General features: G+C 69.7%; 25 protein-coding genes. 18 read left to right on the forward strand and 7 right to left on the reverse strand.

Annotation, left to right across the window (positions count from 1 at the left end; all coding sequences use genetic code 11):
- Positions 1-13: 13 nt before the first annotated feature.
- The 3 genes from AWC03_RS13685 to AWC03_RS13695 form a co-directional block, all read right to left on the reverse strand.
- Positions 14-862, reverse strand: a complete 849-nt coding sequence (locus AWC03_RS13685; protein WP_085241062.1) for a lysophospholipid acyltransferase family protein — start codon at positions 860-862, stop codon at positions 14-16.
- Entirely contained in the window at positions 859-1,719 is an 861-nt protein-coding gene (locus AWC03_RS13690) for a GNAT family N-acetyltransferase (protein ID WP_085241063.1), read from the reverse strand. The genes AWC03_RS13685 and AWC03_RS13690 overlap by 4 nt, the downstream gene beginning before the upstream one ends.
- Positions 1,720-1,843: 124 nt before the next feature.
- Positions 1,844-3,487: a GAF domain-containing sensor histidine kinase gene (locus tag AWC03_RS13695; RefSeq protein ID WP_249025878.1), complete on the reverse strand. Its 1,644-nt coding sequence runs from the start codon at positions 3,485-3,487 to the stop codon at positions 1,844-1,846.
- A gap of 253 nt (positions 3,488-3,740) precedes the next feature.
- On the opposite strand from AWC03_RS13695, the gene AWC03_RS13700 reads away from it, so the two are divergent.
- The 3 genes from AWC03_RS13700 to AWC03_RS13710 all read left to right on the forward strand — a co-directional run bounded on the left by AWC03_RS13700 (position 3,741) and on the right by AWC03_RS13710 (position 6,100).
- Positions 3,741-4,064 carry a hypothetical protein gene (locus tag AWC03_RS13700; protein WP_211279234.1) on the forward strand — a complete coding sequence of 108 codons (324 nt, stop codon included), beginning with the start codon at positions 3,741-3,743 and terminating at the stop codon, positions 4,062-4,064.
- Between the two features lie 159 nt (positions 4,065-4,223).
- Positions 4,224-5,705, forward strand: coding sequence for a cryptochrome/photolyase family protein (locus tag AWC03_RS13705; RefSeq protein ID WP_085241184.1), 1,482 nt, complete (start codon positions 4,224-4,226; stop codon positions 5,703-5,705).
- A gap of 11 nt (positions 5,706-5,716) precedes the next feature.
- Positions 5,717-6,100, forward strand: a complete 384-nt coding sequence (locus AWC03_RS13710; RefSeq protein ID WP_085241186.1) for an SRPBCC family protein — start codon at positions 5,717-5,719, stop codon at positions 6,098-6,100.
- Positions 6,101-6,255: 155 nt separating this feature from the next.
- Here AWC03_RS13710 and AWC03_RS13715 read toward each other — a convergent pair whose 3' ends face one another.
- Positions 6,256-7,212 (reverse strand): electron transfer flavoprotein subunit alpha/FixB family protein, encoded by a 957-nt coding sequence (locus tag AWC03_RS13715; RefSeq protein ID WP_085241067.1) that lies wholly within the window; start codon positions 7,210-7,212, stop codon positions 6,256-6,258.
- A gap of 39 nt (positions 7,213-7,251) precedes the next feature.
- On the reverse strand, positions 7,252-8,043 hold the full coding sequence (locus AWC03_RS13720) for an electron transfer flavoprotein subunit beta/FixA family protein (protein ID WP_068057559.1): 792 nt from the start codon (positions 8,041-8,043) through the stop codon (positions 7,252-7,254).
- Between the two features lie 227 nt (positions 8,044-8,270).
- Here AWC03_RS13720 and AWC03_RS13725 point away from each other — a divergent pair, with 227 nt between their 5' ends.
- From AWC03_RS13725 to AWC03_RS13745, 5 genes are all read left to right on the forward strand, one after another.
- A complete protein-coding gene (locus AWC03_RS13725) occupies positions 8,271-9,077 on the forward strand; it encodes a class I SAM-dependent methyltransferase (protein ID WP_085241068.1) in 807 nt (268 codons plus the stop codon).
- A 26-nt stretch (positions 9,078-9,103) separates the two neighbouring features.
- On the forward strand, positions 9,104-10,654 hold the full coding sequence (locus AWC03_RS13730; RefSeq protein ID WP_090423443.1) for a 1,4-alpha-glucan branching protein domain-containing protein: 1,551 nt from the start codon (positions 9,104-9,106) through the stop codon (positions 10,652-10,654).
- Positions 10,655-10,667: 13 nt separating this feature from the next.
- A complete protein-coding gene (locus AWC03_RS13735) occupies positions 10,668-11,912 on the forward strand; it encodes a glycosyltransferase family 4 protein (RefSeq protein WP_085241188.1) in 1,245 nt (414 codons plus the stop codon).
- Between the two features lie 8 nt (positions 11,913-11,920).
- Entirely contained in the window at positions 11,921-13,276 is a 1,356-nt protein-coding gene (locus tag AWC03_RS13740) for a TIGR01777 family oxidoreductase (protein ID WP_085241072.1), read from the forward strand.
- Between the two features lie 67 nt (positions 13,277-13,343).
- Entirely contained in the window at positions 13,344-14,330 is a 987-nt protein-coding gene (locus AWC03_RS13745; RefSeq protein WP_085241074.1) for an alpha/beta fold hydrolase, read from the forward strand.
- Positions 14,331-14,385: 55 nt separating this feature from the next.
- Here AWC03_RS13745 and AWC03_RS13750 read toward each other — a convergent pair whose 3' ends face one another.
- Together AWC03_RS13750 and AWC03_RS13755 are read right to left on the reverse strand one after the other, a co-directional pair.
- Complete coding sequence (locus AWC03_RS13750) at positions 14,386-15,063, reverse strand: phosphodiesterase (RefSeq protein ID WP_085241076.1); 678 nt, start codon at positions 15,061-15,063, stop codon at positions 14,386-14,388.
- 212 nt (positions 15,064-15,275) lie between these two features.
- Positions 15,276-15,785 carry a MarR family winged helix-turn-helix transcriptional regulator gene (locus AWC03_RS13755; protein ID WP_085241078.1) on the reverse strand — a complete coding sequence of 170 codons (510 nt, stop codon included), beginning with the start codon at positions 15,783-15,785 and terminating at the stop codon, positions 15,276-15,278.
- A 281-nt stretch (positions 15,786-16,066) separates the two neighbouring features.
- On the opposite strand from AWC03_RS13755, the gene AWC03_RS13760 reads away from it, so the two are divergent.
- From AWC03_RS13760 to AWC03_RS13810, 10 genes are all read left to right on the forward strand, one after another.
- Positions 16,067-17,188: a polyprenyl synthetase family protein gene (locus AWC03_RS13760; RefSeq protein ID WP_085241190.1), complete on the forward strand. Its 1,122-nt coding sequence runs from the start codon at positions 16,067-16,069 to the stop codon at positions 17,186-17,188.
- Positions 17,189-17,215: 27 nt separating this feature from the next.
- Positions 17,216-18,748 carry a phytoene desaturase family protein gene (crtI, locus tag AWC03_RS13765; RefSeq protein ID WP_085241080.1) on the forward strand — a complete coding sequence of 511 codons (1,533 nt, stop codon included), beginning with the start codon at positions 17,216-17,218 and terminating at the stop codon, positions 18,746-18,748.
- Positions 18,745-19,701, forward strand: a complete 957-nt coding sequence (locus tag AWC03_RS13770) for a phytoene/squalene synthase family protein (RefSeq protein WP_085241082.1) — start codon at positions 18,745-18,747, stop codon at positions 19,699-19,701. The genes crtI and AWC03_RS13770 overlap by 4 nt, the downstream gene beginning before the upstream one ends.
- The gene (locus tag AWC03_RS13775; RefSeq protein WP_085241084.1) at positions 19,698-20,021 is read left to right on the forward strand and encodes a lycopene cyclase domain-containing protein; all 324 of its coding nucleotides are present in this window, start codon (positions 19,698-19,700) and stop codon (positions 20,019-20,021) included. Before AWC03_RS13770 ends, AWC03_RS13775 begins: the two co-directional genes overlap by 4 nt.
- Entirely contained in the window at positions 20,018-20,329 is a 312-nt protein-coding gene (locus tag AWC03_RS13780) for a lycopene cyclase domain-containing protein (RefSeq protein ID WP_085241086.1), read from the forward strand. Before AWC03_RS13775 ends, AWC03_RS13780 begins: the two co-directional genes overlap by 4 nt.
- Entirely contained in the window at positions 20,316-21,041 is a 726-nt protein-coding gene (locus tag AWC03_RS13785) for a class I SAM-dependent methyltransferase (RefSeq protein ID WP_085241088.1), read from the forward strand. Before AWC03_RS13780 ends, AWC03_RS13785 begins: the two co-directional genes overlap by 14 nt.
- Entirely contained in the window at positions 21,038-22,585 is a 1,548-nt protein-coding gene (locus AWC03_RS13790) for an FAD-dependent oxidoreductase (RefSeq protein WP_085241090.1), read from the forward strand. Before AWC03_RS13785 ends, AWC03_RS13790 begins: the two co-directional genes overlap by 4 nt.
- Entirely contained in the window at positions 22,582-23,592 is a 1,011-nt protein-coding gene (locus AWC03_RS13795; RefSeq protein WP_085241092.1) for a Rieske (2Fe-2S) protein, read from the forward strand. Before AWC03_RS13790 ends, AWC03_RS13795 begins: the two co-directional genes overlap by 4 nt.
- A gap of 11 nt (positions 23,593-23,603) precedes the next feature.
- A complete protein-coding gene (locus tag AWC03_RS13800) occupies positions 23,604-24,008 on the forward strand; it encodes a DUF2784 domain-containing protein (RefSeq protein WP_249025879.1) in 405 nt (134 codons plus the stop codon).
- Between the two features lie 297 nt (positions 24,009-24,305).
- Positions 24,306-24,599 carry a LapA family protein gene (locus AWC03_RS13810; protein ID WP_085241096.1) on the forward strand — a complete coding sequence of 98 codons (294 nt, stop codon included), beginning with the start codon at positions 24,306-24,308 and terminating at the stop codon, positions 24,597-24,599.
- The last annotated feature ends 17 nt before the right edge of the window (positions 24,600-24,616 follow it).

The following is a 24,616-nucleotide window of genomic DNA, read 5'->3' on the forward strand; positions in this document are numbered from 1 at the left end:
GACGGCCTTCCGGCTAGGAGGCCACCAGCAGGGGTCCGCGACCGGCGGGCCGGACGGCTGTGCCGCCCACCACCGACTGGCATCGGCTGGCCAGCGCTCGCCGATCCGTCCCCGGGAGCTGCAGAGATTCGACGTGCACCCGCGCCAGCGTGCGTCGCACGGTCAGCAACCGGCGGATGGACCCGACCAGGGTCTCGTCACCGACGAAGGCCGGCACGGTCGAGACGCTGCCGTCGACGTGGTGGTAGGTCAGCCGAAGCGGCTGCACCGGCCGGCCGGCGTCGATCGCCGCCTGGAACATCGCGGGATAGAAGGCACCGCCGTCCCGACCGCACCAGGTGGTGCCCTCCGGGAAGCACACGACCGTCTGACCGCCGCTCAGCCGGCGGGCGACGGTGTCGACCACCGCGGGCAACAACCGCAGACTGGACCGCTCGATCGGGATGATCTTCAGGATGCGGGCCACGATCCCCGTGGCGGGCCCGGTGAACATGTCGGCCCGGGCGACGAACGACCCGGGCAGCACGGAGCCGACGGAGAAGACGTCCAGCCAGGACATGTGCGGGCTGACCACCAGAACCCCGCGCAGGTTGCGAATCGGACTGCCGGTGACCGTGATCCGGATGCCGAAGCAGCGCAACACCATCCGGCAGTAGATGCGCTGCACGCGCGTCCGGCCGGGCAGCGGCACCGCCAGCAGCACCACCCCCGGCGCCAGCAGCAGGGCCAGCATGACGCGAAGCGTGACCCGCAGCGCCGTCACAAGTCTCGATGACGCGGCCACGTCGCCGCAGCCCACGCAGCCCGCGTCACACGTCGCGCGCGGTAGCCAGGAGTGCCCGGCGCGAGCGGGGGCGCTCATCGGTCGCCGCCGGCCATCTGCGCGGCGGCCGATACGGACCGCAGGCGCTTCAGATATCGCGTATCGGCGCGGCCCTTGTCGAGCAGGACGCAGAAATCGCCAACTCCGAAATCGGGGTCGTGCGCGGGCTCGCCGCACACCTGGGCGCCCAGCCGCAGGTAACCGCGCATGAGCGCCGGGACCGACGGGCGCGCGGGCGCCGGGATGTCGTCGAGAGACTTGCCGTCCACCACCACCGGCCGGTGCGGGCGCACCCGGTACTGCGGCGGTGCGGCGTGACGGCCCAGGATGAAGTCGCGGACGCCGCGCAGCTGGCGGCCCGGAACCCGGTTTTCCGGGTCGTCGGAGTCCCCGCAGACCGGCACCGACACGCAACCTGTCACGTAGTCGTAGCCGTAGCGGTCCAGGTAGGCCAGGATGCCCGCCCACATGAGCAGCACGACGCCGCCGTTGCGGTGGCCCTCGCGCACCACCGCGCGCCCCATCTCCACCAGCGACGGCCTGAGCGGGTCGAAAGCGCGGATGTCGAACTCCGTCGCGGTGTAGAGCCCGCCTGCCGCGATCGCGCCCGCCGGCGCCAGCATCCGGTAGCAACCCACCAGTTCACCGGTGCTGTCGTCGCGGACCAGCAGGTGGTCGCAGTGCTCGTCGAACCTGTCGACGTCCCGTCGTTCGTCGTCGTTCGTGGGCAACGCGAAGCCGGGCGTGCTGGAAAAGACGTCGTACCGGAGCCGCTGCGCCGCCTCGATCATGCTGGCGTCGGTGGACAACAGGAGTGAGTAGTGCGGCCCGGCGGGCGACGCCGTCGCCGCCCCTTCCGGCTTGTCGCTGGGAATCAGGACAGAAGCAATGCTCATGTCAACCAACGTTGCGTAGCCGATGAGCGAGCCGGCATCGTGGCTGTGACGTGTCCGTGCACGTCAGGTGACGAAATGTGGTTGCGAGTGCCGGCCTGACCCGGGCTCCCCCTCAGAGCCCGGGTCAGGAATTCTGCAGCGGCGCGCTCCAGCGGACCCGGGTACCGCCGCCAAGCGGACTGGTGATCGCGCAGTCGCCGCCGAGGTCTTTGGCGCGGCGGACGATGTCGTCCAGACCGCCCGCACGTTGGCGGTCGGCGGGAATCCCGCACCCGTCGTCGGTGATCTCGAGGAGCAGCTCATCGGTGACGGTGACCTCGACGGCGATGGTCGCGGCGCGCGAGTGCCGCACCGCGTTGCTGAGCGCTTCGTTGACAACGGCCTCGGCGTGTTCGGCGAGTTCGTCGCCCACCGCGGTCATCGTCCCGGCCATGCGCAGCATCGTCCCCTGGTTGTCGTCGTCGGTGAGGCGCGCGATCGCGTCCTGGATACGCTCGGCGAAGGTGCGCCGCCGGGCTCGTGGCCGCTGCAGATCGAAGACGGTGCGCCGGATGTCGTTGATGACATCCTGCAACTCGTTGACGGATTTGGTCAGCCGCGAAGCGAGTTGCGGTGAGCGAAGCCGGGCGACGACGCCTTGCAGGTCCATCCCGACGGCGAAGACGCGGCTGATCACTTGGTCGTGCAGATCGCGGGCGATGCGTTCCCGGTCGACCAGCACGTTCAACTCCCGTGCGTTCCCCCGTTCGGTGGCCAGCGTGAGGGCGATCGCCGCATGGTCGGCGAAGTCGCGAACGAGGTCCAGATGCGCTTCGTCGAAGGGCTCCGCGTCCGTGCCGCGGGCCACCACGATCACGCCCAGCGTCTGCTGGTCGGATCTGAGCGGCATCAGGATCGCGGGTCGCTCGCCCACGTCGGTGAACGCCGGGATGGGACGCCGAAATGTCTCGGTGAGCAGGGGCCGGCCGGACCGAAACACTTCGCCGGTGGTGGACCCGTCGACCGGGATCTCTTGCCCCAGAACCTCATCGGCGTGCAGGCCGACCGCCGCGGACACGACCAGGCGTTCGTCATCGGGTTGGTCGGGGTCGATCGGAACGAGGACGATCGCCTGCTCGGCGTCCGTCAACTCGGCGGCGCGTTCGGCGATCAGATGCAGCGGCCGCAGGTCGGGGCAAGACTCGGAGAGCAGGGTGGTGCTGATCTCGCGGCTGGCGTCGGTCCACCGGGCGCCCGCGCGGACCCGGTCAAACAGGCGGGCGTTGTCGATGGCCACCGATGCCGCCGACGCGAGCGCCCGCACGGTGATTTCGTCGGCCTCGCGGAAGCAGCGCCCGGGCCGGTCGTCGGTGACGTACAGGCTGCCGAACACCGCGCCGCGGATGGTGATGGGCATTCCGAGGAAAGCCCGCATCGGCGGGTGGCGCTCCGGGAAACCCACGGCGGTCGGATGGTCGGACAGGTCGCCCAGGCGCAGCGGCTCGGTGCGGTCGCGCAGGGCGCCGAGCAGACCTTTGCCCACCGGCAGATGGCCGACCCGCCGCACGGTCTCCGCGTCCATCCCGCTGTGCACGAAGGACGCCAGGGTTCCCTCCGGTCCCCATACCCCGATGGCGCCGTAGCGGGCACCGGTCATGCCTATCGCAGCGGCGACGATGCGGTGCAGTATCGCGTCGAGTTCGAGGTCGGAGCCGATCTCGATCGCCACTTGGAGCAGCTGCGCCATCTGCTGGCGTTCCGCGGCCAATTCGTCGAGCTGCTCGTGCATCCGGCTCAGAAAATCAAGCCGGCGGAGCCCAAAAGTCGATCCACACTCGTCTTCGCGCATCTCCCGACCTTCTCCAGAACTGATGCCCGGCGGCCAGGCAGTGAAGGCGAGAACCAACTGCGGGAATGTTTGCTGACGAGCGGAACTGTCGTTGGGGTCAAGCCTTGATCTGCCGGTAGAGGTCACCTTACCAGCGCGGAGTCGCCATAGCAGATTTGTTGCTGAGCGTCACGATTAGTCGTAACATTCCGTTATGGCCGCTTGCCGGCTGCAGTGCTGGGAATGCGGCACGGTCTTCCATGGCCGCGCCGACGCGCACTACTGCAGTGCGGCGTGTCGGCAGAAATCCCACCGCGCCCGCCTCCGGCGCCGCGCCGCCGACGAGGCGGTGCCGGCGCCCGTGCTCGGAGACGCCATCGCGCAGGCGCGCGAAACGCGTGAGTCGGCCCGCGTCGTCCGGCAACGCGCCCAGGATGCGCGCCGCGCGGCATCGGAAGCCCGTGCGGCACTGACATTTTCGAGCGGTGATCCAAATCCCGGCAACCGGTCCGCGCGCCGGGCGTCGATGCCCGATTGACACCTGCCCCACGATCGTTAAGTTGGTGATCAGATCGTTCGGCTACCGCGGCCACCCCGCGGCCCGTCCGGTACGCCGTTCCGACTTCGCGCCCGCGAGCTGTCCTCTGGTGGAAGACATTTCGGATTTGATGAACGCACTCCGACTCCGGTGGCCGGCATGAGCGCCGCGCTGCGCCGATGGTGCTTCGCCGACCAGTTGGGAACGCACTTCCTGGACCATCCGGACCAACCGGTGTTGCTGATCGAGTCCAGGGCGGTGTTCGAACGCCGGCGGTTCCACCGCCGCAAGGCCCACCTGGTCCTTTCCGCGCTGCGTCACCGCGCGGCCGAACTCGGCGACCAAGCCATCTTTCTTCGGACCCGGACCTACCGCGAGGCGTTGGACCGAGTGAAAGACCGCATCAGCGTGTGTCAGCCCACCTCGCGCGCTGCGGACAGATTCGTGCGGTCGATGCCAGACCTCGAAGTGTTGCCCGCGCGTGGATTCTGCACCGCGCGTACCGAATTCGAAGACTGGTCCCGCCGGCAGCGGACCTTGCGGCTGGAGAACTTCTACCGTGACGCCCGTCGTCGGTTCGATGTGTTGATGGAGGGCGACCAACCCGCCGGGGGTCGGTGGAATTTCGACGCCGACAACCGGCAACCGCCACCCAAGAACGCCGACGCCCTCTCCGTGGCCCCGCCCTGGCAACCGGAAGAGGACGAGATCGACGAGCGGGTACGCGCGGACCTGGATCGTTGGGAACGAGACGGAAGCGTGGCGTTCGTCGGCCGCGACGGCCCGCGCGAATTTCCGGTCACCGCGACCGAAGCGCAGGCCGCGTTCCAGGTGTTCCTCCGAGATCGCCTGCCGTACTTCGGTCCTCACGAGGATGCCATGCTTTCCGGTGATCGCTACATGGCGCACAGCCTGCTGTCGGCACCCATGAACCTCGGCCTGCTGGACCCGTTGGCATGCGCCTACGCGGCCGAGGACGCCTACCGGGCCGGGCGTGCACCGCTCGCCAGCGTCGAGGGGTACATCCGCCAGCTCATCGGGTGGCGCGACTACATCTGGCACGTCTACTGGCATTTCGGCGAGGACTACCGCCGCCGCAACGCGCTCGACGCCCACGCCGGGTTGCCCGACTGGTTTACCGACCTGGATGCCGACGCGGTGCGGGCGCATTGCCTCAAAGACGTGCTGGCCCAGGTGCGCGACCACGGCTGGGTGCACCACATTCCGCGGTTGATGGTGTTGTCCAATTACGCGCTGCAGCGCGGATGGAACCCCACCGAGGTCGCCGACTGGTTCCACCGCTGCTTCGTCGACGGTTACGACTGGGTGATGGTGGCCAACGTCGTCGGCATGTCCCAGCATGCCGACGGCGGTTTGATGGCCACCAAGCCGTATGCCGCCGGCGGCTCCTACATCAATCGGATGAGTGACTACTGCGGCCACTGCCCCTACCGGCCCACCGTGCGGGTCGGCGAACGCGCCTGCCCGTATACGGGCGGCTACTGGTGGTTCCTGGACCGCAACAAGCGGCGACTCGCTGCCAACCGGCGGATGAGCCAACCGCTGGCGGGGTTGCGACGGCTCACGGATCTGGACGACGTGGTGGAGCAACAGCGGCGACTCGGTGGGGCGGCCCCGTGATCGGCGGCGGCATGATGCTCACCGTGGACCGCGTGGTCGCGGCACCTCCAGCGGCGGTCTGGGGCGTGCTGGTCGACCTGGATGCGTGGCCGAAGTGGGGCCCGACGATCCGGGGCGCCCGGCTCGACGAACCACATACCGAGTTGGCGTTGGGTGTGACCGGCACGGTCCAGACGTCGCTGCTGGTTCCGGTGCCGTTCGTCGTCACCGATTTCGAGCCGGGGCGTCATTGGGCCTGGACGGTGGCGGGCGTTCCCGCAACGCGCCATTGGGTGGAGCCGATGGACCACGGGGCGCGAGTCGGCATGGCCGTTCCGTGGTGGGCGGCACCGTATCTGACGGTGTGTGCGATCGCGTTGCGGCGCATCGACGCGATGCTGACCGGGGCGCGGTAGTCGGCTTCAGAACCGCTCGGCGACTTTGAAATTCGATAGCGCCCGCGGTATCAAATTCCAGCGATGGTGCACCCTGCGCACTCAGACGCGACGCGACCCTCGAGACGCAAGAGCCCCCGGCACCGGGGTGCCGGGGGCCGCCGAGCCGAGGGAACTCAGCCCTTGCGTGCCTTGATGGCGTCGGTCAGCTGCGGGGCGACCTTGAACAGGTCGCCCACCACGCCGTAGTCGGCGATCTCGAAGATGGGCGCCTCTTCGTCCTTGTTCACCGCGACGATGGTCTTCGACGTCTGCATGCCGGCGCGGTGCTGGATGGCTCCGGAGATGCCGAGCGCGATGTAGAGCTGGGGCGACACCGTCTTGCCGGTCTGGCCGACCTGGAACTGGCCCGGGTAGTAGCCGGAGTCGACCGCGGCGCGCGACGCGCCGACGGCGGCGCCCAGCGAGTCGGCCAGCGCCTCGACCACGCTGAAGTTTTCCGCGCTGCCCACCCCGCGGCCACCGGACACCACGATCGACGCCTCGGTGAGCTCCGGGCGGTCACCGGCGACCGCCGGCTCGCGGGCGGTGATCTTGGTGGCGTTCTCGGCGGGCGCGGGCACCTCGACGGTGACCTGCTCGCCGGCACCGGCCTGCGGTTCGGCGTCGATGGCGCCACCGCGCACCGTGATGACCGGGGTGTCGCCGTTGGCCTGCGACTCGACGGTGAACGCGCCACCGAAGATGGAGTGCACCGCCTTGTTGCCCTCCTGGACACCGACCACGTCCACCAGCAGGCCGGATCCGATCCGGGCCGCGAGCCGGCCCGCGACCTCTTTGCCGTCGGCGTTGGCCGATAGCAGGACAGCGGCGGGCGCGTTCGACTCGGCGAGCGCGGCCAGCACGTCGACCACCGGGGTGATCAGGTAGTTCTCGGCGTCGTCGGACTCGGCGACGTAGATCTTGGCGGCGCCCGCCTCCTTCAACCCGTCGACCAGCGGCGCGGCGGTGCCGGGCTTGCCGACCACGACGGCGGCCGGCTCACCCAGCGCGCGGGCGGCGGTGATGAGTTCGGAGGTGACCTTCTTCAGGGCGCCTTCGGCGTGCTCAACGAGCACCAAAACTTCAGCCATGGTTTCTTCGCTCTTCTCGTCTATGGGATGGGTGCTCGGCTAGATGATCTTCTGGGCGACCAGGTACTGGGAGATCTGGTTGCCACCCTCGCCCTCGTCGGTGACCTTCTCACCCGCGGTCTTCGGCGGCTTCGGCGTCGACGACAGCACCTTCGACCCGGCGTTCTCGAGGCCGACCTCGTCGCTTTCGACCCCGATCTCGGCGAGGGTCAGCACCGTCACCTCTTTCTTCTTCGCGGCCATGATGCCCTTGAAGGAGGGGAAGCGCGGCTCGTTGATCTTCTCGGTCACGCTCACGACCGCGGGCAACGAGGCCTCGAGCGTGAACACGCCGTCGTCGGTCTCCCGCTCGCCGGTGACCTTGCCGCCCTCGATCGACAGCTTGCGCAGGTGGGTCAGCTGCGGAAGGCCAAGGTACTCGGCGATGATCGCCGGCACCGCGCCGCCGGAGCCGTCGGTGGACTCGTTACCGGCGATGACAAGCTCGGTGCCCTCGATGGTGCCCAGCGCGCGCGCCAGCGCCCAGGCCGTTTGCACCACGCAGGAACCGCGCATGCCGTCGTCTTTGAGGTGGACGGCCTTGTCGGCGCCCATCGACAGCGCCTTGCGGATCGCCTCGGTGGCACGTTCGGGGCCCGCGGTCAGCACGGTCACCGACCCCTCGCCGCCCTCGCGCTCACGAATCTGCAGGGCCTCTTCGACGGCGCGCTCGTTGATCTCGTCCAGTACCGCGTCGGCGGCCTCTCGGTCCAGCGTGTAGTCGCCGTCGTTCAGCTTGCGTTCCGACCAGGTGTCTGGGACCTGCTTGATCAGGACCACGATATTCGTCATGAGTGTGGTTCGTCCTCCTCGAAGGAGTCTCGCAGCAGTCGACCACGAGACTTTCAGTACGCGTTTCGCAGGGCACGGTCGTGTTACTACCGGGTAACTTTGTGCGGCCTGCATTCACACCATAGCGGGTCGTACTGCAGGTTCTTGCGGCGTGTCTACCGTCGGCAAGCGGGGGCGCCTCGTCCCCGGTTCGCGAATCCGACACTTCGCGTTAGCCTGCCTATGCGATGAGCGCAACCGTCCCCGACGTACCCCGGCACAGCCTCGGCGATCCCACGCCGGCGGCTGACCCCGTCCTGACGTTGACCGGCGAGCGCACCATCCCGGACCTGGACGTCGAAAACTATTGGTTTCGCCGCCACCAGGTGGTTTACCGGCGACTGGCCGGGCTCTGCGCGGGCCGCGACGTGCTCGAGGCCGGCTGTGGCGAGGGGTACGGCGCCGACCTGATCGCCGGCGTCGCCCGTCGGGTGGTGGCCGTGGATTACGACGAGGCCGCCGTGGCCCACGTGCGCGCCCGCTACCCCCGCGTGGAGGTCATGCGGGCGAACCTGGCCGAGCTACCGCTGCCCGACGGGTCGGTGGATATTGTGGTCAATTTCCAAGTCATCGAGCATCTGTGGGATCAGGCACAATTCGTGGCCGAATGCGCCCGGGTGCTGCGCCGCGGCGGGCTGCTGATGGTGTCCACACCCAACCGGATCACGTTCTCCCCGGGCCGCGACACCCCGATCAACCCGTTCCACACCCGCGAACTCAACGCCGGCGAGCTGACCGAGTTGCTGATCGGCGCGGGCTTTCGCGACGTGTCGGTCTCCGGCTTGTTCCACGGTCCGCGGCTGCGGGAGATGGACGCCCGCCACGGCGGCTCCATCATCGACGCGCAGATCGAGCTCGCGATGGCCGGCGCGGCCTGGCCGCCTGAGCTGGCCGCCGACGTGGCCGCGGTGACCACCGACGACTTCGACATCGTCGAGGACGGCCGTGACATCGACGACAGCCTCGATCTGATCGCAATCGCGGTAGCGCCGTGAACGATTCGCATGACCGGGTGCCCGGCATGTTCACCCTGGTCCTGCACACCCACCTGCCGTGGCTGGCCCACCATGGCCGGTGGCCGGTCGGCGAGGAGTGGCTCTATCAGTCGTGGGCGGCGGCCTACCTGCCGCTGATGCGGGTGCTGACCGCGCTCGCCGACGAGGACCGTCGCGGGCTGGTGACCCTCGGGGTCACTCCGGTGGTCAACGCGCAACTGGACGACCCGTACTGCCTCGACGGCATGCACCACTGGCTGGCCAACTGGCGGCTGCGGGCGGCCGAGGCCGCCAGCGTGCGGTCCGCAGCCCGGTCGAAGTCGGCCGGTTTCCAATCATGCACGCCGGAAGCGTTGCGGGCCTTGGGGATTCGGGAATGCGCCGAAGCGGATCGGGCGCTCGAGGAGTTCGCCACCCAATGGCGGCACGGCGGGAGTCCGCTGTTGCGCGGCCTGATCGACGCCGGCACGGTGGAGTTGCTCGGCGGCCCGCTGGCCCACCCGTTCCAGCCGCTGCTCGCGCCGCGGCTCCGCGAGTTCGCGCTCAGCGAGGGGCTGGCCGATCCCCAGCAGCGGATGGCGCATCGCCCGAGCGGCATCTGGGCGCCCGAATGTGCGTACGCGCCGGGCCTGGAGGACGGTTACGCGGCCGCGGGTGTCACCCATTTCATGGTCGACGGGCCGTCGCTGCACGGCGACACCGCGCTGGGCCGTCCCGTCGGCGACACCGACGTGGTCGCGTTCGGGCGCGACCTGCAGGTGAGCTACCGGGTTTGGTCGCCGAAGTCCGGCTACCCGGGGCACGCCGCCTACCGCGACTTCCACACCTACGACCACCTCACCGGGCTGAAGCCGGCGCGGGTGACCGGCCGCAACGTGCCGTCCGAGGGGAAGGCACCCTACGATCCCGAGCGCGCCGACCATGCGGTCGACGTCCATGTCGCCGATTTCGTCGACGTGGTCCGCAACCGGCTGGCGAGCGAATCGGAACGGATCGGGCGGCCCGCCCACGTGGTGGCCGCCTTCGACACCGAGTTGTTCGGCCATTGGTGGTACGAGGGCCCGACGTGGCTTGCGCGGGTGCTGCGCGCCCTGCCCGCCGCCGGCGTGCGGGTGGGCACGCTGAGCGACGCCATCGCCGACGGATACGTCGGGCGCGCAGTGGCTTTGCCGCCAAGTTCGTGGGGGTCCGGCAAGGACTGGCAGGTGTGGGCCGGTGACAAGGTTGCCGATCTCGTCCAGCTCAACGCCGAAGTGGTCGACACGGCGCTGAGCACCGTGGACAAGGCGTTGTCGCAGCGGGCCTCGCTGGACGGGCCGCTCCCCCGCGACCACGTGGCCGACCAGATCCTGCGCGAGACGCTGCTCACGGTCTCCAGCGACTGGCCGTTCATGGTCAGCAAGGACTCGGCCGCCGACTACGCGCGCTACCGCGCGCATCTGCACGCCCACGCCACCCGCGAGATCGCCGGGGCGCTGGCGTCCGGGCGGCGGGACACCGCCGGCCGGCTGGCCGAGGGTTGGAACCGCGCCGACGGGCTGTTCGGCGCGCTCGACGCGCGCAGGCTGCCCCGATGAGGTGGTTGGCCGCGTGAAGATCCTGATGGTGTCGTGGGAGTACCCGCCGGTGGTGATCGGCGGCCTCGGCCGGCACGTGCACCACCTGTCCACCGCGCTGGCCTCGGCCGGCCACGAGGTCGTCGTGCTGTCCCGTCGCCCCTCGGGCACCGACCCCAGCACCCACCCGTCGTCCGACGAGGTGGTCGACGGTGTGCGCGTGATCGCGGCCGCACAGGACCCGCACGAATTCTGCTTCGGCGCCGACATGATGGCGTGGACGCTGGCCATGGGCCATTCCATGGTCCGCGCCGGGCTGTCGCTGAAGAAGCGGGGCAGCCACCGGCCGTGGCGCCCCGACGTGGTGCACGCGCACGACTGGCTGGTCGCCCATCCCGCGATCGCCCTCGCCCAGTTCTACGACGTGCCAATGGTTTCCACCATTCACGCCACCGAGGCCGGGCGGCACTCCGGCTGGGTGTCCGGTTCCATCAGCCGGCAGGTGCACGCCGTCGAGTCGTGGTTGGTGCGCGAATCCGACTCGCTGATCACGTGTTCGGCGTCGATGGCCGACGAGATCACCGAACTGTTCGGCCCCGGGCTGGCCGCAATCACGGTCATCCGCAACGGTATCGACGCCGCGCGCTGGCCGTTCGCCGAGCGCCGGCCGCGCACCGGTCCCGCCGAACTGCTCTACCTCGGGCGCCTCGAGTACGAGAAGGGCGTGCACGACGTCATCGCCGCCCTGCCGCGGATCAGGCGTACCCATCCCGGGACCACACTGACCATCGCCGGGGAGGGCACCCAGCAGGAGTGGCTCGTCGAGCAGGCCCGAAAGCATCGGGTGCTCAAGGCAATCCGGTTCGCCGGCCACCTCGACCATGCCGAGCTACTCCCGGTGCTGCACCGGGTCGATGCCGCCGTCCTCCCCAGCCACTACGAGCCGTTCGGGATCGTCGCGCTGGAGGCCGCCGCGGCGGGCACCCCGCTGGTGACGTCGAACATCGGCGGCCTGGGCGAGGCCGTCATCAACGGCCGGACCGGGGTGTCGTGTGCGCCCCGCGACGTCGCCGGACTGGCCGCTGCCGTACGGGTGGTGCTCGACGATCCGGAAGCCGCCCAGCGGCGCGCCCGCGCCGCCCGCGACCGACTCACCTCCGCTTTCGACTGGAAGACCGTGGCCGAGGAAACCGCGCAGGTGTATCTGGCGGCCAAGCGGGGCGAGCGCCAGCCCCATCCGCGCATGCCCATCGTTGAGCACGCCTTGCCCGACCGCTAACCTGCAGTATGGGGTTGGAATATTCGAGCGTGGTCGACGCGCCGATCGCTGAGGTCTTTGCCTGGCACGCCAGACCGGGCGCATTCACCCGGCTCTCGCCGCCGTGGCAGCCCATGCGGCTGGTCACGGAGGCCACCTCGCTCAAGGACGGTCGGGCGACGTTGGCGCTTCCGGGCGGCCTGCGCTGGGTCGCCGTGCACCAGGCCGACGGATACGACCCGCCGCGGCGCTTCGTCGACGCGATCGGGGGTGACGGGCTGGCAGCGCTGCCGGCGCGAACCGCGGTGCGCTGGCGGCACACCCACGATTTCGAAGACGTCGGCGACGGCCGCACCAGGGTCATCGACCGGGTCGACACGCCGGTGCCCGGCTCGTTACTGCGCCCCATGTTCACCTACCGGCACCGTCAGCTGGCCGATGATCTGGCCGCGCACCGGCTGGCCGCCGAGAACGGCCTGTCGCCGCTGACGATCGCGGTCACCGGGGCGTCGGGGTTGGTGGGTTCGGCGTTGTCAGCGTTCCTGAGCACCGGCGGCCATCGCGTCATCCGGTTGGTCCGCGGCCCCGCCCGCGGCGGCGGCGAGCGGGAGTGGAATCCCGACCGGCCAGACCCCGGCCTGTTCGAGGGGGTAGACGCGGTCATCCACCTGGCCGGCGCCTCGATCGCCGGCCGGTTCACCGAGAAGCATCGAAACGCCATCCGCGACAGCAGGATTGGCCCAACCCGCCGACTCGCCGAGGCGCTGGCCCGCACCCCGCGGCGGCCGGCCGTGCTGGTCACCGCATCGGCGATCGGCTACTACGGATACGACCGGGGCGACGACATCCTCACCGAGGACAGCGGCCGCGGTGACGGCTTTCTCGCCGATGTCGTGGCCGACTGGGAGGCGGCGACCGCGCCCGCGCAACAGGCCGGAGTGCGGGTGGTGCCGGTGCGCACCGGCATCGTGCAGTCGCCGCTCGGCGGCACGCTGAAGCTGATGCGCCCGTTGTTCGGCGCCGGGCTGGGTGGCCGGCTGGGCGACGGCCGGCAATGGCTCTCGTGGATCGGGATCGATGACCTCGTCGACGTGTATCACCGCGCGCTGTGGGACAACGCCCTGTCCGGGCCGGTGAACGCCGTTGCGCCGCACCCGGTTCGCAACAGCGAATACACCGCCACCCTGGCCCGCGTCATGCACCGGCCCGCGGTGTTGCCGGTGCCCTCGCTCGGGCCCCGGGTGCTGCTCGGCGAGCAGGGCGCCCGCGAGCTTGCGTGCGCCAGCCAACGGGTGGCTCCGCAGAAGCTCACCGCGGCCGGACACCGGTTCCGCCACCCCGACCTCGAGCAGGCGCTGCGGCACCTGCTCGGGCGCGAGGGCTGATCGGAGCAACTTCGGCAATCGCGCCTGATCATGCCCGACCGGCATCCAAAAATGATTCAATTTCTTAATGATCTCAGGAGCGCTGGCCCGGCAAGCCCGCCGGACCGGCGCGGTCGTGATGGGCGTGGTCGCGGTGGCCTCGATGGTGCTCGCCCCGCGCTACGCCCGGGCCGAGTCCACCGAGGCCGACAGCGCGACCGACATCGCCTGCGCAAGCACCACCCAGGCGGCGCCGACGACGTGGTATCTACCCAGCACGCCGCCCACGGGGCTGGTTTGGCTACAGCACGGGTTCGTCGAGGGCAAGAAGGTGTGGTCCACGTTCGGCGCCGAGCTCGCCGGCAGCGGGTACCTCGTCGTGGCAACCACGCTGCCCACCCTCAGCGCGTTCGGCTGCACCGTGGAGCACCTGATCGACAACAGGGGCTTCCTGGACAACATCGCCGACGTCTTCGCGCACAAAGACGACCCGAACGGCGCGTTGGCGACGTCCTTCGCGAGGGCGGCGGCTGACGTCGGCCGACCGGTGGCGGCGTTGCCCGACAAGGTGGTCTTCGTGGGACATTCGGCGGGGGCCGAGGCCGTCGAATATGTCGCCGAGCGCCTGCACAGCAGCTACCCGGCCGCCTTCGCCCAACTGCGCGGCATCGTCAGCGAGGACGGCGTGAAGTCGTTCATCGGTTCCAATACCGATGAGGCGCTGGCGGGTCTGGCAGGCACCCCACTGCCCGTCTACGCCACGGCGTCGCCACATCTGCTCTGCAACTACTTCCAACGTGGCACCAAGGCGATCGAGCGGTATCTGGCGGACCGGCCGTTCCACGGGGTGAAAGTCACGACCGGAGCGCACGGTGACGCGCTCGGTCCCTCCTCGCCCCTTTACGAAAACCTGGTGTGCGGCCGTCCGAAGCCGGCCAACATCGAGGCGGTGTGGGGCCTGACCCGGGGCTGGATCGCCGACATGGTCGCGGGCACGACCACACCCGACTTCTACCCGGGCGGAAGCTATTACACCGAGCTCGAGACGGCCGGCACCATCACCACGCTGCCCTGACAGGTCACGGCATCCCGCCGCGCGGTGAGCGGCCCCCGGGGCGACATCGCGCCTCCTAGTCCGCGTCTCTGCCGTGCCGGCTGCGCCGGTACGCGCGGGCGCGCAGATCGGCGAGCCACCGCGGATGCAGGCTTACGCCGGGCGCGGTGTTGATGACGGGGTCGAACGACACGTCCGGTGCGCGTCGGGGGTCGACGACGCGGGTCAGCGTGAGCCGGCCCAGCGGGGTGAATTCGGCTCCGCCACAGGCCTGGTCGAGCGAAACGTCGATCGTGTCGTGCTCGAGTCGCCTGCGGATGCCTTCCAGCGACAGGCCCGAACCGCCGATCTCGCTCTCGATCCGGGCTCGCAGCCACCAATTGGCCCCCTGATAGTGCAGCGGCATCAGGGTGGTCAGGGTCTGGCCGCTCCACGAGAGGGCCGGCCGCAGTGCCAGCGCCCGAGACAGCATCCCCGATCCCGAGGAGACGACCAGGATGTCCCATGGGCCCGTCGCCTGCGGAGGTGCGACCCGGAAGGCCAGCCCGATGAAGTCGGGCAACGCCCCCGGGGTGCCACTGGCCTTCGACACCCGCGCGACGACCTCGCAGGACGAGATGGGCAGCCCCTCCCCCGCGGGAGCGGCGCGCTCGATGAAGCCTTCGGCCAACACTCCGTCGGGATGGAACAACCGTTTGCCCCGGAGGGCCGAGCCCCACTGGAAGGGCAACGCGACAAGATCGGAAACGCTCACCGGCGGCGGATTCCCCTTTCCCGGCGAGGAAAACGCCCGGCCGCGGCTCCGATATCCGAAGTCCGCTCCGGCTCTTGCGTTTCAGCCGCGCGTCACGGCCGGCAGACCGTTCACGCGGCCCACCGCCGGCCGATCATCTGCGCTTCCCCGCCCGGTTCTTGCTGCTGGTTCTGCGCGCGGCCGTCGATGTCGACCGCCCCTGAGATCGCCGGTCAACGCCCTGCGGCGCCCAGCTCGCCCTGAAATCGCCGCATCGCGCAGATCAGCGCGGCGAACACCCGATGTGCGGCGATCAGGTCGGCGTCGGGTAACTCCTCGAGGGCGACGCGGGTGTGGGCGGCCAGCGGGCTGAAGAACGACCGGGCGGTGGAAAGGCCGGATTCACCGTGCCGCAGGATCACCTTGCGACGATCGTCGGGATGGGAGTCGCGCCGAATGTGGCCGGAATTGATCAACCGGTCCACCAGGTAGGTGATGGCCGAGCCGGACAACCCCATCCGATGGCTGAGGTCACCTGAGGTCATCGGTCGCCCCGCCGTCTCTGCCACCATGATGTACATCAGCGCCCGGAAGTCGTTGGGCCGCAGGCTATGTGATGTCGCGAACTGACGGCCGATCTGGTCGGATTCGGTAGAAATCTCCCGCAGATCGGCCGAGATCAGCGACTCCAGCGCGTCTCGGCGCCCGCGCTGTTCGTCAGCGTCCATAACGGTGTGCAGCATATCCCTAAACGCAGTCTTTCATTCAGTTTGTTAACGGTTAACAGATTGAACTGCGCGCGACGCCGCCTCGTTCCAACAACCGTGAGGACGGGACGGGCCGCGGCCGCAGCTCACCAAACCATGCGCCACGGCTGGCCAAGAACGATGAAGTTCAGTAAGTTAACGTTTAAGTTATTGAAGGTAGTGGCATTCCAGAACGGGGTCGACGGGCGCGATCGCGAGCGTTTGAGCGGTTCTTACCTGGGAACGCCAAGCCGTCCAGGAGGAAGCGCGTGGCCAAGATGGGTGCTTTGTCGTTGACGCCCGCCACCGAGTCGTCGGTGATCGCGACCGAATCGACCGGCACGGCCAACTTCACCGAGTGGCGAACCGGGGTGCGGCACGCAGTGCTTGCCCACCTCGTCGACTTCGTCGGCCCGCGGCGTGCGGAACTGGACGACACGCGCATCCATGCCGCGGGCGAGATCTTGACGGCGTTCGTGTCCGGCGGCAAGTGCCTGCGGTCGATGTTCGTGTACCTGGGATGGCTGTGCGGTGCCGCACCCGACGAGGCGGCGTTGCGGGCGGCGGCCAGTTTCGAGTTGCTCCATGTCTTCGCCCTGTTGCAGGACGACGTCATGGACGGGTCGACCGAGCGGCGGGGACGTCCGGCGGCGCACCTGCAATTCGCCCGATGGCACCGCGAGCGCGGGATGTCCGGCTCGTCACGGCGGTTCGGTGAGTCGGCCGCCGTCCTGCTCGGTGACCTCTGCCTGATCTGGTCCGAGCAGATGCTGCGCGAAAGCGGTGTCGAACCCCGGCGGCTGCAGCGGGCGTGGCCACGCTACGACACGATGAGGACCGAGCTGGCAGTGGGGCAGTTCGCGGACCTGACCAGCGATGTCCGGCAGATGCCGTCCCTGGAGACCGTGCTGGACGTGGCGCGGCGCAAGTCCGGCAACTACACCGTGCGGCGACCGCTGGAGATCGGCGCGGCGATGTCCGATTGCGACGACCGAACGCTGACACAGCTCGGCCGCTACGGCGCGGCCGTCGGCGAGGCGTTCCAACTTCGCGACGACGTGCTCGGCGTCTTCGGCTCGCCGGCGACCACCGGGAAGCCCTGCGGCGGTGACCTGCTGGAACGCAAGGCGACCAGCCTCGTGGTGACCGCGCACCAGCTGGCCGCTCCGCCGGCCCGGGCCGAGCTGACGGAGCTGATGACCGCCCGCGTCCTCGACGCCGAGGCCCTCGACCGGTGGAAGGCGCTGATCGTCTCGACCGGGGCCGTTGACCTGATCGAGGAGATGATCAGCGACCGGGTCGCGGCCGCACGGCAACACCTTGGCGACGCGTCGATCGACGAGCAGGTCCGTGCCACGCTGAACGACATGGCGACCGCATGTACGGATCGCATCGAATGAAGGCCACAAGTTTGGGAGCATGCTGACATGCGGACCATCGAAGGACGCAGCGAGCGCGTGGTGGTGATCGGCGCCGGCCTGGCGGGGCTGTCCGCCGCGTTGCATCTGGCCGGCCGGGGGCGCGCGGTGACGGTGGTCGAGCGCCAGCCATGGCCGGGCGGGCGCGCGGGCCGGCTCGACATCGACGGCTACCGCATCGACACCGGGCCGACGGTGCTGACGATGACCGACATCATCGACGAGACTTTCGCGGCCGTGGGCCGCAGCCGATCGGGCCGACTGGAGCTGCTGCCGCTTGATCCGGCCTACCGGGCGGTGTTCGCCGACGGCAGCGCGCTCGACGTCCACACCGATGCGGACCGGATGGCGACCGCCATTGAAGAATTCGCCGGCTTCGGGCAGGCAGCGGGTTACCGTCGGTTGCGCGAGTGGCTGAATCGGTTGTACCGGATCGAATTCGACGGGTTCATCGCCGCCAATTTCGACTCCCCGCTGTCGCTGCTCACGCCGCAATTGGCGCGGCTGGCCGCGATCGGCGGGTTCCGCAAGTGGGATCGGATGGTCAAGCGCCACATCAGCGATCCCCGGCTGCAGCGGATCTTCACGTTTCAATCGCTGTACGCGGGGGTGGCGCCGCGGAACGCGCTGGCGGTGTACGCGGTCATCGCCTACATGGACACCATCGCGGGAGTGTTCTTTCCGCGCGGCGGGGTTCGCGCGCTGCCCGACGCGCTGGCCGGGGCGGCCGCCGAGGCCGGGGTCCAATTCCGCTACAACGCCACGGTGACCGGATTCGATCGGGTCGGGCCGCGGGTCAGCGCGGTGCGAACGGATCGCCTGGACCCGATCGCGTGCGACGCGGTGGTGCTGACCACCGAATTGCCGCAGACCTACGCGTTATTGGGCCGCACCCCGCGTCGGCCCCTGCGGCTGCGGCCGGCGCCGTCGGCGGTGGTGGCTCATCTGGGCTGTCGCCGGGTTCCGTCGGACACCGCGCATCACACCATCCTGTTCGGTGATTCCTGGGACCAGACCTTTACCGACATCATCCGCGACGGACGGCTGATGCGGGACCCGTCGCTGCTGGTCACCCGCCCCACGGCCAGCGACCCGACACTCGCCCCGGACGGGCACGATCTGCTCTACGTGCTTGCCCCGGCGCCGAATCTGGATCGCGGGGACATCGACTGGGGCAGTGCGGGCAAGCCGTATGTCGACACCCTCATCGACGACGTCGCGGCCCGGCTGCTGCCCGGCCTGCCCGACAGCGCAACGGTATTGGACGTCGTCACGCCGGCCGACTGGGCGCGGCAGGGCATGGCCGCGGGCAGCCCCTTCGCGCTGGCCCACACCTTCGCGCAGACCGGTCCATTCCGGCCGGCCAACATGGTGCGCGGCGTCGACAACGCGGTGCTGGCCGGGTCGTCGACGGTGCCCGGCGTCGGCGTCCCCACCACCCTGATCTCGGGCCGACTCGCCGCCGACCGCATCACCGGCCCGGGTAGCGGCCGCGCCAACCGAATGCCGAAACATCACGACATGGGAGCCGGGCTGACATGATCCGCAGCGAGTTGGGCGCGGCCGGAATCGACGATCCGCGGCTGCGCGAGGGATATCGGCGGTGTCGCGAACTCAACGCCGCGCACGGCCGCACCTTCTTCCTGGCCACCCGGCTACTGGCGCCCGACCAGCGGCCGGCGGTGCATGCCCTGTACGGTTTCGCCCGCTACGCCGACGACATCCTCGACGACCTGGATCCCGGGCTGAGCACCGATATTCGCGGCATGAGGCTCCAGCAGTTGGCCGACAAGTTCTTCGCGGGCGGAGACCATCTCGACGATCCTGTGCTCGCCGCGGTCACCCACACGGCGCGCCGCTACCGGATCGACACCGGGCTGTTCGACGACTTCCTCGCCTCGATGCGGATGGATCTCACGATCACCAACTATCCCGACCGCGCGGCGCTCAACCTCTACATGCGCGGATCCGCCGAAGCCATTGGCCTGCAAGTGCTTCCGGTACTGGGCACGGTGACGCCGGCCGAGGAGGCCGCACCCTACGCCGCCGCGCTGGGCAGGGCGTTTCAGCTCACCAACTTCCTGCGCGACGTCGACGAAGACCTGCTGCGCGGGCGCGTCTACCTGCCGGCCGACGAACTCGCCGCCCACGGGGTCGACCGCGAGCTGTTGACCTGGTGTCACCAGAATCGACGCACCGACCCGCGCGTCCGCACGGCGCTGGCCGCTCAGCACGAGATCACCAGGGAGACTTACCGATTCGCCGACGCCGGCATCGCCATGCTCAGCCCCCGCTCGCAACCGTGCGTGGCGGCGGCGGCGACGCTGTACTCCGAAATCCTGGACCGCATCGAACAAAGCGATTTCGCCGTGTTCAGTCGCCGGGCCACGGTCGGCAGGGCTCGAAGGCTGCAGGTCGGCGGAATCGGGCTGATACGGTCGTGGCGGGCGCGCAACAGTTCGCCCGGTGTTTCGGATCCTCCGGGGGCCGCATGACCGATCGCTGGCAATATTTTTTGGTCCTGGCCGCATGCCTGGCGATCACCGCCCCCCTGGAGATGTTCGGTCCCGGCGTCTACCGGCAATGGCGCCGCCTCGTGATCGCGGTCTTCCCCGTGGCAGTGGTGTTTCTGGTCTGGGACGAGATCGCCGTGGCCGCGCGTGTGTGGACCTACAACAGCGCCTACATCACCGGCCTGAGCATCCCGTTCCGGGTGCCGATCGAGGAGGTGCTGTTCTTCATCGTCATCCCGATCTGCGCGCTGCTGACCTACAACGCCGTGACCACCATCCTGGAAAGGGTGAATCGGCGATGACCGGGTTGGGTTACACGGTTCCGGCCGTGGCGGCCGTGTTCGCCGTGTGCGCACTGGAATTGGCGGTGTTGCGCACCGGGCTGTTCCGGCGTCCGGCCTATTGGCTGTCGATGTTGATCGTTCTCGGCTTCCAGGTCCCCGTCGATGGCTGGCTGACCAAGCTCAGCTCGCCCATCGTCAGCTATGACCCTCGTCAGATCACCGGCCTGCGCTTCCCGTTCGACATTCCCGTCGAGGACTTCTTGTTCGGCTTTGCGCTGGCCACCGCGGTGTTGCTGGGATGGGAACGCCAACGTGCGCGTCGGTGAGGCCCGGCCCAGCCCCGGCCAGTTGTCGGCCGCCTTCGACGCCGGAGCGACGGCATATGACCGCTTGGTGGGCGCCAGCCCCGGGTACCACGAACAACTGCTGCTCTCGGCCCGCCGCATGCGAATCCGCGACCGCGGCAAGGGTTTACGGCTGCTCGACCTGGGATGCGGGACCGGGGCCTCGACGGCCGCGCTGCTGACCGTGGCCCCCGAGGCCGAGATCGTCGCCGTCGACGCCTCGCGGGGCATGCTCGAGGCGGCGGCCGCGAAGGACTGGCCCCCGTCGGTCCGGTTCGTGCACACTCCCGTCGAGGAGCTGGCCGAACACGGCATCACCGGACCCTTCGACGGCATCCTGGCCGCCTACCTGATCCGCAACCTCGCCGACCGGGACGGCCAACTGCGAAAGTTCCGGGCCCTGCTGCGGCCCGGCGCCACCCTGGCCGTGCACGAATACTCGGTGCGCGACTCCCCCGCCGCCACCCTGATCTGGCACGCCGTGTGCTGGGGCATCATCATTCCCACCGGGTGGTGGCGCACCCGGGACACCGCGCTGTACCGCTACCTGTGGCGCAGCGTGCTGGAGTTCGACGGCGCGGCGCGCTTCCGGGCCCGCCTCGCCGATGCGGGCTTCACCGCGGTGCACAGCGAAACGATGCCCGGCTGGGAGGCCAACATCGTCCACACGTTCCTGGCGGACGCGCCGTCATGACCGGATCGGGCAACGCTCAGCAGGCCGATCCCCGGCGCGAAACACACTTCGCCGCAATAGGTTTGCCGGACGCGGGAGCGCTGCCCGCGCGCCCCCGGGTGGTCGTCGTGGGCGGCGGCATCGCGGGCCTGACCGCCGCGACCGGCCTGGCCGAACGCGGCGTCGCCGTCGAGGTGGTCGAGCGCGAGCATTACCTCGGCGGTCGGGTGGGCGGCTGGACCGAGCACGACGACGGGGCCGACCTCGCCATGAATCGGGGCTTCCACGCGTTCTTCCGGCAGTACTACAACCTGCGGGCCCTGCTCGGGCGCATCGATCCCGACTTGGGGATGCTGACGCCCGTCGACGACTACCCGCTGATCGATGGGGAGGGCCGGCGCGACACCTTCCGGGGACTGCCGCGCACGCCACCGTGGAACGCGGTGGCCTTCGCCGCCCGCAGCCCCACGTTCCGGCTTCGCGACTTCCTCGAGATCGACGCTCGCGCCGCCGCGCCGCTGGCCGCGGTGGCGGTGCCCGACATCTACGAGCGCCTCGACCATGTCGACGCCGCGACCTTCCTGGAGAACATCCGGTTCCCGCCGGCCGCAAGGCATCTGGCATTCGAGGTGTTCTCCCGCAGTTTCTTCGCCGACCCGTCGAAGCTGTCCGCGGCGGAGTTGGCGACCATGTTCCACATCTACTTCCTCGGGTCCTCCGAAGGCCTCATCTTCGACGTCCCGACGTCCAACTACGACACCGCGCTCTGGCAGCCGCTGCAGTCCTACCTCGAGGCGCGCGACGTGCACTTCCGGCTCGGCACCGGCGCAGCGCGCATCGACCCGGGCCAGACGGCGCCCTTCCGGGTGCAGACCGATTCCGGCGAGCACGTCGAGGCGGACGCCGTCGTGCTGGCCACCGACGTGGCGGGATTGCAGCGGGTGGTGGCCGCATCGACCGAGCTGGCCACCGATGACTGGCGCGGACAGATCGCCCGGCTGCGCACCGCCCCGCCTTTCGCCGTGCACCGGCTGTGGCTGGATCGGCCCGTCGCCGCCCGGCGACCGGCGTTTCTGGGCACGGCCGGCCACGAGCCGCTGGACAACATCAGCGTGCTGGAGCGCTACGAACGCGAGGCCGCCCAATGGTCCCGCAGGCACCACGGGTCGGTCGTCGAGTTGCACTCCTATGCCCTCGACGCCGCGCCGTCCCGCGCGGCGGCGCTGCGTCAACTGCACAAGGTCTACCCGGAAACCGCGGCGGCGCAGGTTGTTTCCGAGCGACTGCTGCATCGCAGCGATTGCCCGCTGTTCTCTCCGGGGTCCTATGCGGACCGGCCCGCCGTCGTCACGCCGCAGCCCGGACTGGTGCTGGCCGGCGACGCGGTGCGCATCGACTTGCCCGTCGCTCTGATGGAGCGCGCCGCCACCACGGGGTGGTGCGCCGCGAACCATTTGCTGAGAAAATGGGGACTGGCCGGACACGCGTTGGTCACCGTACCCACCCGGGGCCGGTCACCCGTGCTGCGATGGCTTGCCACCCGCGAAGGACGTGCCCGACGATGAACATTCGCGAACAGCTGCAACACCTGTGGCCGGCGACCCGGTCCAAAGACTGGCCCCTTCAGGTGATCCCGCGCGCGTCGTGGGCCGACCAGCGACCGACCTACCGGGAGGCACATCCCGCCATCATCGACGCCGCCCTGGAACGGGCCCGGCAACGGCCCACCGGAAACTGGTTCGCTTTCGCCGGGAGTGCCGACGTGCGCCCCGGCCGGCCGTTCGGCGCGCGCGTCGCCGGGGTCGAGATCGTCGCCTGGCGCGACGACGAACGCCGGCTCTGTGTGGGCCCCCGCAGTTGCCCGCACCTGGGGGCCGATCTGGCCACCGGGGCCGTGCACCGCGGCACGCTGATCTGCCGGTGGCACGGCTTGGCGCTGAACGGCCATTCTCGTGAGTTCGGGTGGAGCCCCTTGCCCGGTCACGACGACGGCACGCTGGTATGGGTGCGGCTCGACGAGGTGGGCGGGGAAACGCCGTTGGAGGAGCCGGTGATTCCCGCCCGGCCGACCGGCGAGACGCTGGCCGCGGTCGCCCGCATGGCCGGCGTGTGCGAGCCCGCCGACATCATCGCCAACCGGCTGGACCCCTGGCACGGCGCATGGTTTCACCCCTACTCGTTCACCCGGCTCGAAGTGCTCACCACGCCGACCGAACACGTCGATCGCTTCTTGGTGGCGGTGACCTTCCGGATGGGCCGTCTGGGCGTTCCGGTCGTCGCGGAATTCAGCTGCCCGGAGGCGCGCACCATCGTGATGCGCATCGTGGACGGTGAGGGAACCGGCAGCACCGTCGAGACCCACGCCACCCCAATCGGTTTGGGCCCCGACGGACGTCCCCGCACCGCGGTGCTGGAAGCCACCATCGCGTATTCGGACCGGCCGGGGTTCCAGCGGGCCTCCCGGGCCGCACCTGTGATCACGCCGCTCATGCGCTTCGCGGCCAACAGGCTCTGGCGTGACGACCTCGCCTACGCCGAGCGCCGCTATCAGGTCCGTAGCGGCCTCGGCTGAAGGGCTTGACCGTGCGGAAAGGGTATGTCGCCGCCGTCGTCCTCACGGTCGGCATGCACCTCGCCTACCTGGCGTACCTGCCGGTGGGCGGCTTCCTCGCCCTGCGCTGGCCACGCACCATCACGCTGCACCGTGCCGCAGTCGCCTGGGGTGTCGCCGTCGTCACGCTCGAGCTGCCGTGCCCGCTGACGGCTCTGGAATCGTGGGCGCGCCGCCGCGCAGCCATGAATCCCTTGCCCGCCACCGGGTTCGTCGACCGGTACGTCGAGGGGTTATTCGTCCCCTCCGGCCGCGTCGGCGCGGCTCAGTTCCTCGCGTTCGTGTCGGCCGCCGTCTCCTGGGGTCTGTTCGCGGGGCGCGTCAGCCGCTCAGGCCGGCCGGTGCCCCCGGCGCGCCGGCCACCGACGAATCGGTGACGGGCGCCGCCGTGTCGGGTTGACTCCGACGAGAGTTGCGGTGCCACAAGGCCCACGCGGCCGCCGACAGCAGCACCGCTGACAGGATCACGGCGGGCCAGAGGGCCAACTGCGCAAGCCACAGATCGCGCTGGAGCCGCATCACCTTGCGTCGGCCGCGCCAGACACGCTGCGGCAGCTGTTTCACAGTCATCGGACGCCAGGTACCCCCCACCCGGCGGTTTAAACGGCGCGGAGCGGCAGGGGTTTCGCGGTCCCCGGGTGTTTGGCGCGCGCCCGTGCGGGCTAGTCACCAGCATGAGCACTGAGCCGCGCGTTGCCCCCGAGCCGTCGTCGCGATCGTTCACCCGGCTGGCGGCCGCGTGGTGGGCGCTGGTCGTCGGGCTGGTGATCCTCATCGTTCTGCTCGTCTTCGTCGCGCAGAACACCGAATCGATCGCCGTGCATTTCCTCGTCTTCCGCTGGAACTTGCCGGTGGGCGTGGGCTACCTGCTGTCGGCCGTGGCCGGCGCGACCACGACGGTGCTCGTCGGCGCCGCCCGGATCATCCAGCTGCGGCGCGCCGCCAAGAGGCAACTCAGGGCCCTCTGATCCCCGGCCCAAGCGGG

Source organism: Mycobacterium europaeum (genome assembly GCF_002102155.1).
GTDB classification, from domain to species: domain Bacteria; phylum Actinomycetota; class Actinomycetes; order Mycobacteriales; family Mycobacteriaceae; genus Mycobacterium; species Mycobacterium europaeum.

What these genes read in the sequence shown, in the direction of transcription:
- AWC03_RS13690 (WP_085241063.1), bottom strand. Translation starts at nt 1,719, where the DNA reads ATGAGCATTGCTTCTGTCCTGATTCCCAGCGACAAGCCGGAAGGGGCG.
- AWC03_RS13715 (WP_085241067.1), bottom strand. Translation starts at nt 7,212, where the DNA reads ATGGCTGAAGTTTTGGTGCTCGTTGAGCACGCCGAAGGCGCCCTGAAG.
- AWC03_RS13810 (WP_085241096.1), top strand. Translation starts at nt 24,306, where the DNA reads ATGAGCACTGAGCCGCGCGTTGCCCCCGAGCCGTCGTCGCGATCGTTC.
- AWC03_RS13780 (WP_085241086.1), top strand. Translation starts at nt 20,018, where the DNA reads ATGACCGGGTTGGGTTACACGGTTCCGGCCGTGGCGGCCGTGTTCGCC.
- AWC03_RS13770 (WP_085241082.1), top strand. Translation starts at nt 18,745, where the DNA reads ATGATCCGCAGCGAGTTGGGCGCGGCCGGAATCGACGATCCGCGGCTG.
- AWC03_RS13760 (WP_085241190.1), top strand. Translation starts at nt 16,067, where the DNA reads ATGGGTGCTTTGTCGTTGACGCCCGCCACCGAGTCGTCGGTGATCGCG.
- AWC03_RS13700 (WP_211279234.1), top strand. Translation starts at nt 3,741, where the DNA reads ATGGCCGCTTGCCGGCTGCAGTGCTGGGAATGCGGCACGGTCTTCCAT.
- AWC03_RS13775 (WP_085241084.1), top strand. Translation starts at nt 19,698, where the DNA reads ATGACCGATCGCTGGCAATATTTTTTGGTCCTGGCCGCATGCCTGGCG.
- AWC03_RS13710 (WP_085241186.1), top strand. Translation starts at nt 5,717, where the DNA reads ATGATGCTCACCGTGGACCGCGTGGTCGCGGCACCTCCAGCGGCGGTC.
- AWC03_RS13740 (WP_085241072.1), top strand. Translation starts at nt 11,921, where the DNA reads ATGGGGTTGGAATATTCGAGCGTGGTCGACGCGCCGATCGCTGAGGTC.
- AWC03_RS13745 (WP_085241074.1), top strand. Translation starts at nt 13,344, where the DNA reads ATGATCTCAGGAGCGCTGGCCCGGCAAGCCCGCCGGACCGGCGCGGTC.
- AWC03_RS13730 (WP_090423443.1), top strand. Translation starts at nt 9,104, where the DNA reads ATGTTCACCCTGGTCCTGCACACCCACCTGCCGTGGCTGGCCCACCAT.
- AWC03_RS13755 (WP_085241078.1), bottom strand. Translation starts at nt 15,785, where the DNA reads ATGCTGCACACCGTTATGGACGCTGACGAACAGCGCGGGCGCCGAGAC.
- AWC03_RS13705 (WP_085241184.1), top strand. Translation starts at nt 4,224, where the DNA reads ATGAGCGCCGCGCTGCGCCGATGGTGCTTCGCCGACCAGTTGGGAACG.
- AWC03_RS13795 (WP_085241092.1), top strand. Translation starts at nt 22,582, where the DNA reads ATGAACATTCGCGAACAGCTGCAACACCTGTGGCCGGCGACCCGGTCC.
- crtI (WP_085241080.1), top strand. Translation starts at nt 17,216, where the DNA reads ATGCGGACCATCGAAGGACGCAGCGAGCGCGTGGTGGTGATCGGCGCC.
- AWC03_RS13725 (WP_085241068.1), top strand. Translation starts at nt 8,271, where the DNA reads ATGAGCGCAACCGTCCCCGACGTACCCCGGCACAGCCTCGGCGATCCC.
- AWC03_RS13685 (WP_085241062.1), bottom strand. Translation starts at nt 862, where the DNA reads ATGAGCGCCCCCGCTCGCGCCGGGCACTCCTGGCTACCGCGCGCGACG.
- AWC03_RS13695 (WP_249025878.1), bottom strand. Translation starts at nt 3,487, where the DNA reads ATGCACGAGCAGCTCGACGAATTGGCCGCGGAACGCCAGCAGATGGCG.
- AWC03_RS13790 (WP_085241090.1), top strand. Translation starts at nt 21,038, where the DNA reads ATGACCGGATCGGGCAACGCTCAGCAGGCCGATCCCCGGCGCGAAACA.
- AWC03_RS13720 (WP_068057559.1), bottom strand. Translation starts at nt 8,043, where the DNA reads ATGACGAATATCGTGGTCCTGATCAAGCAGGTCCCAGACACCTGGTCG.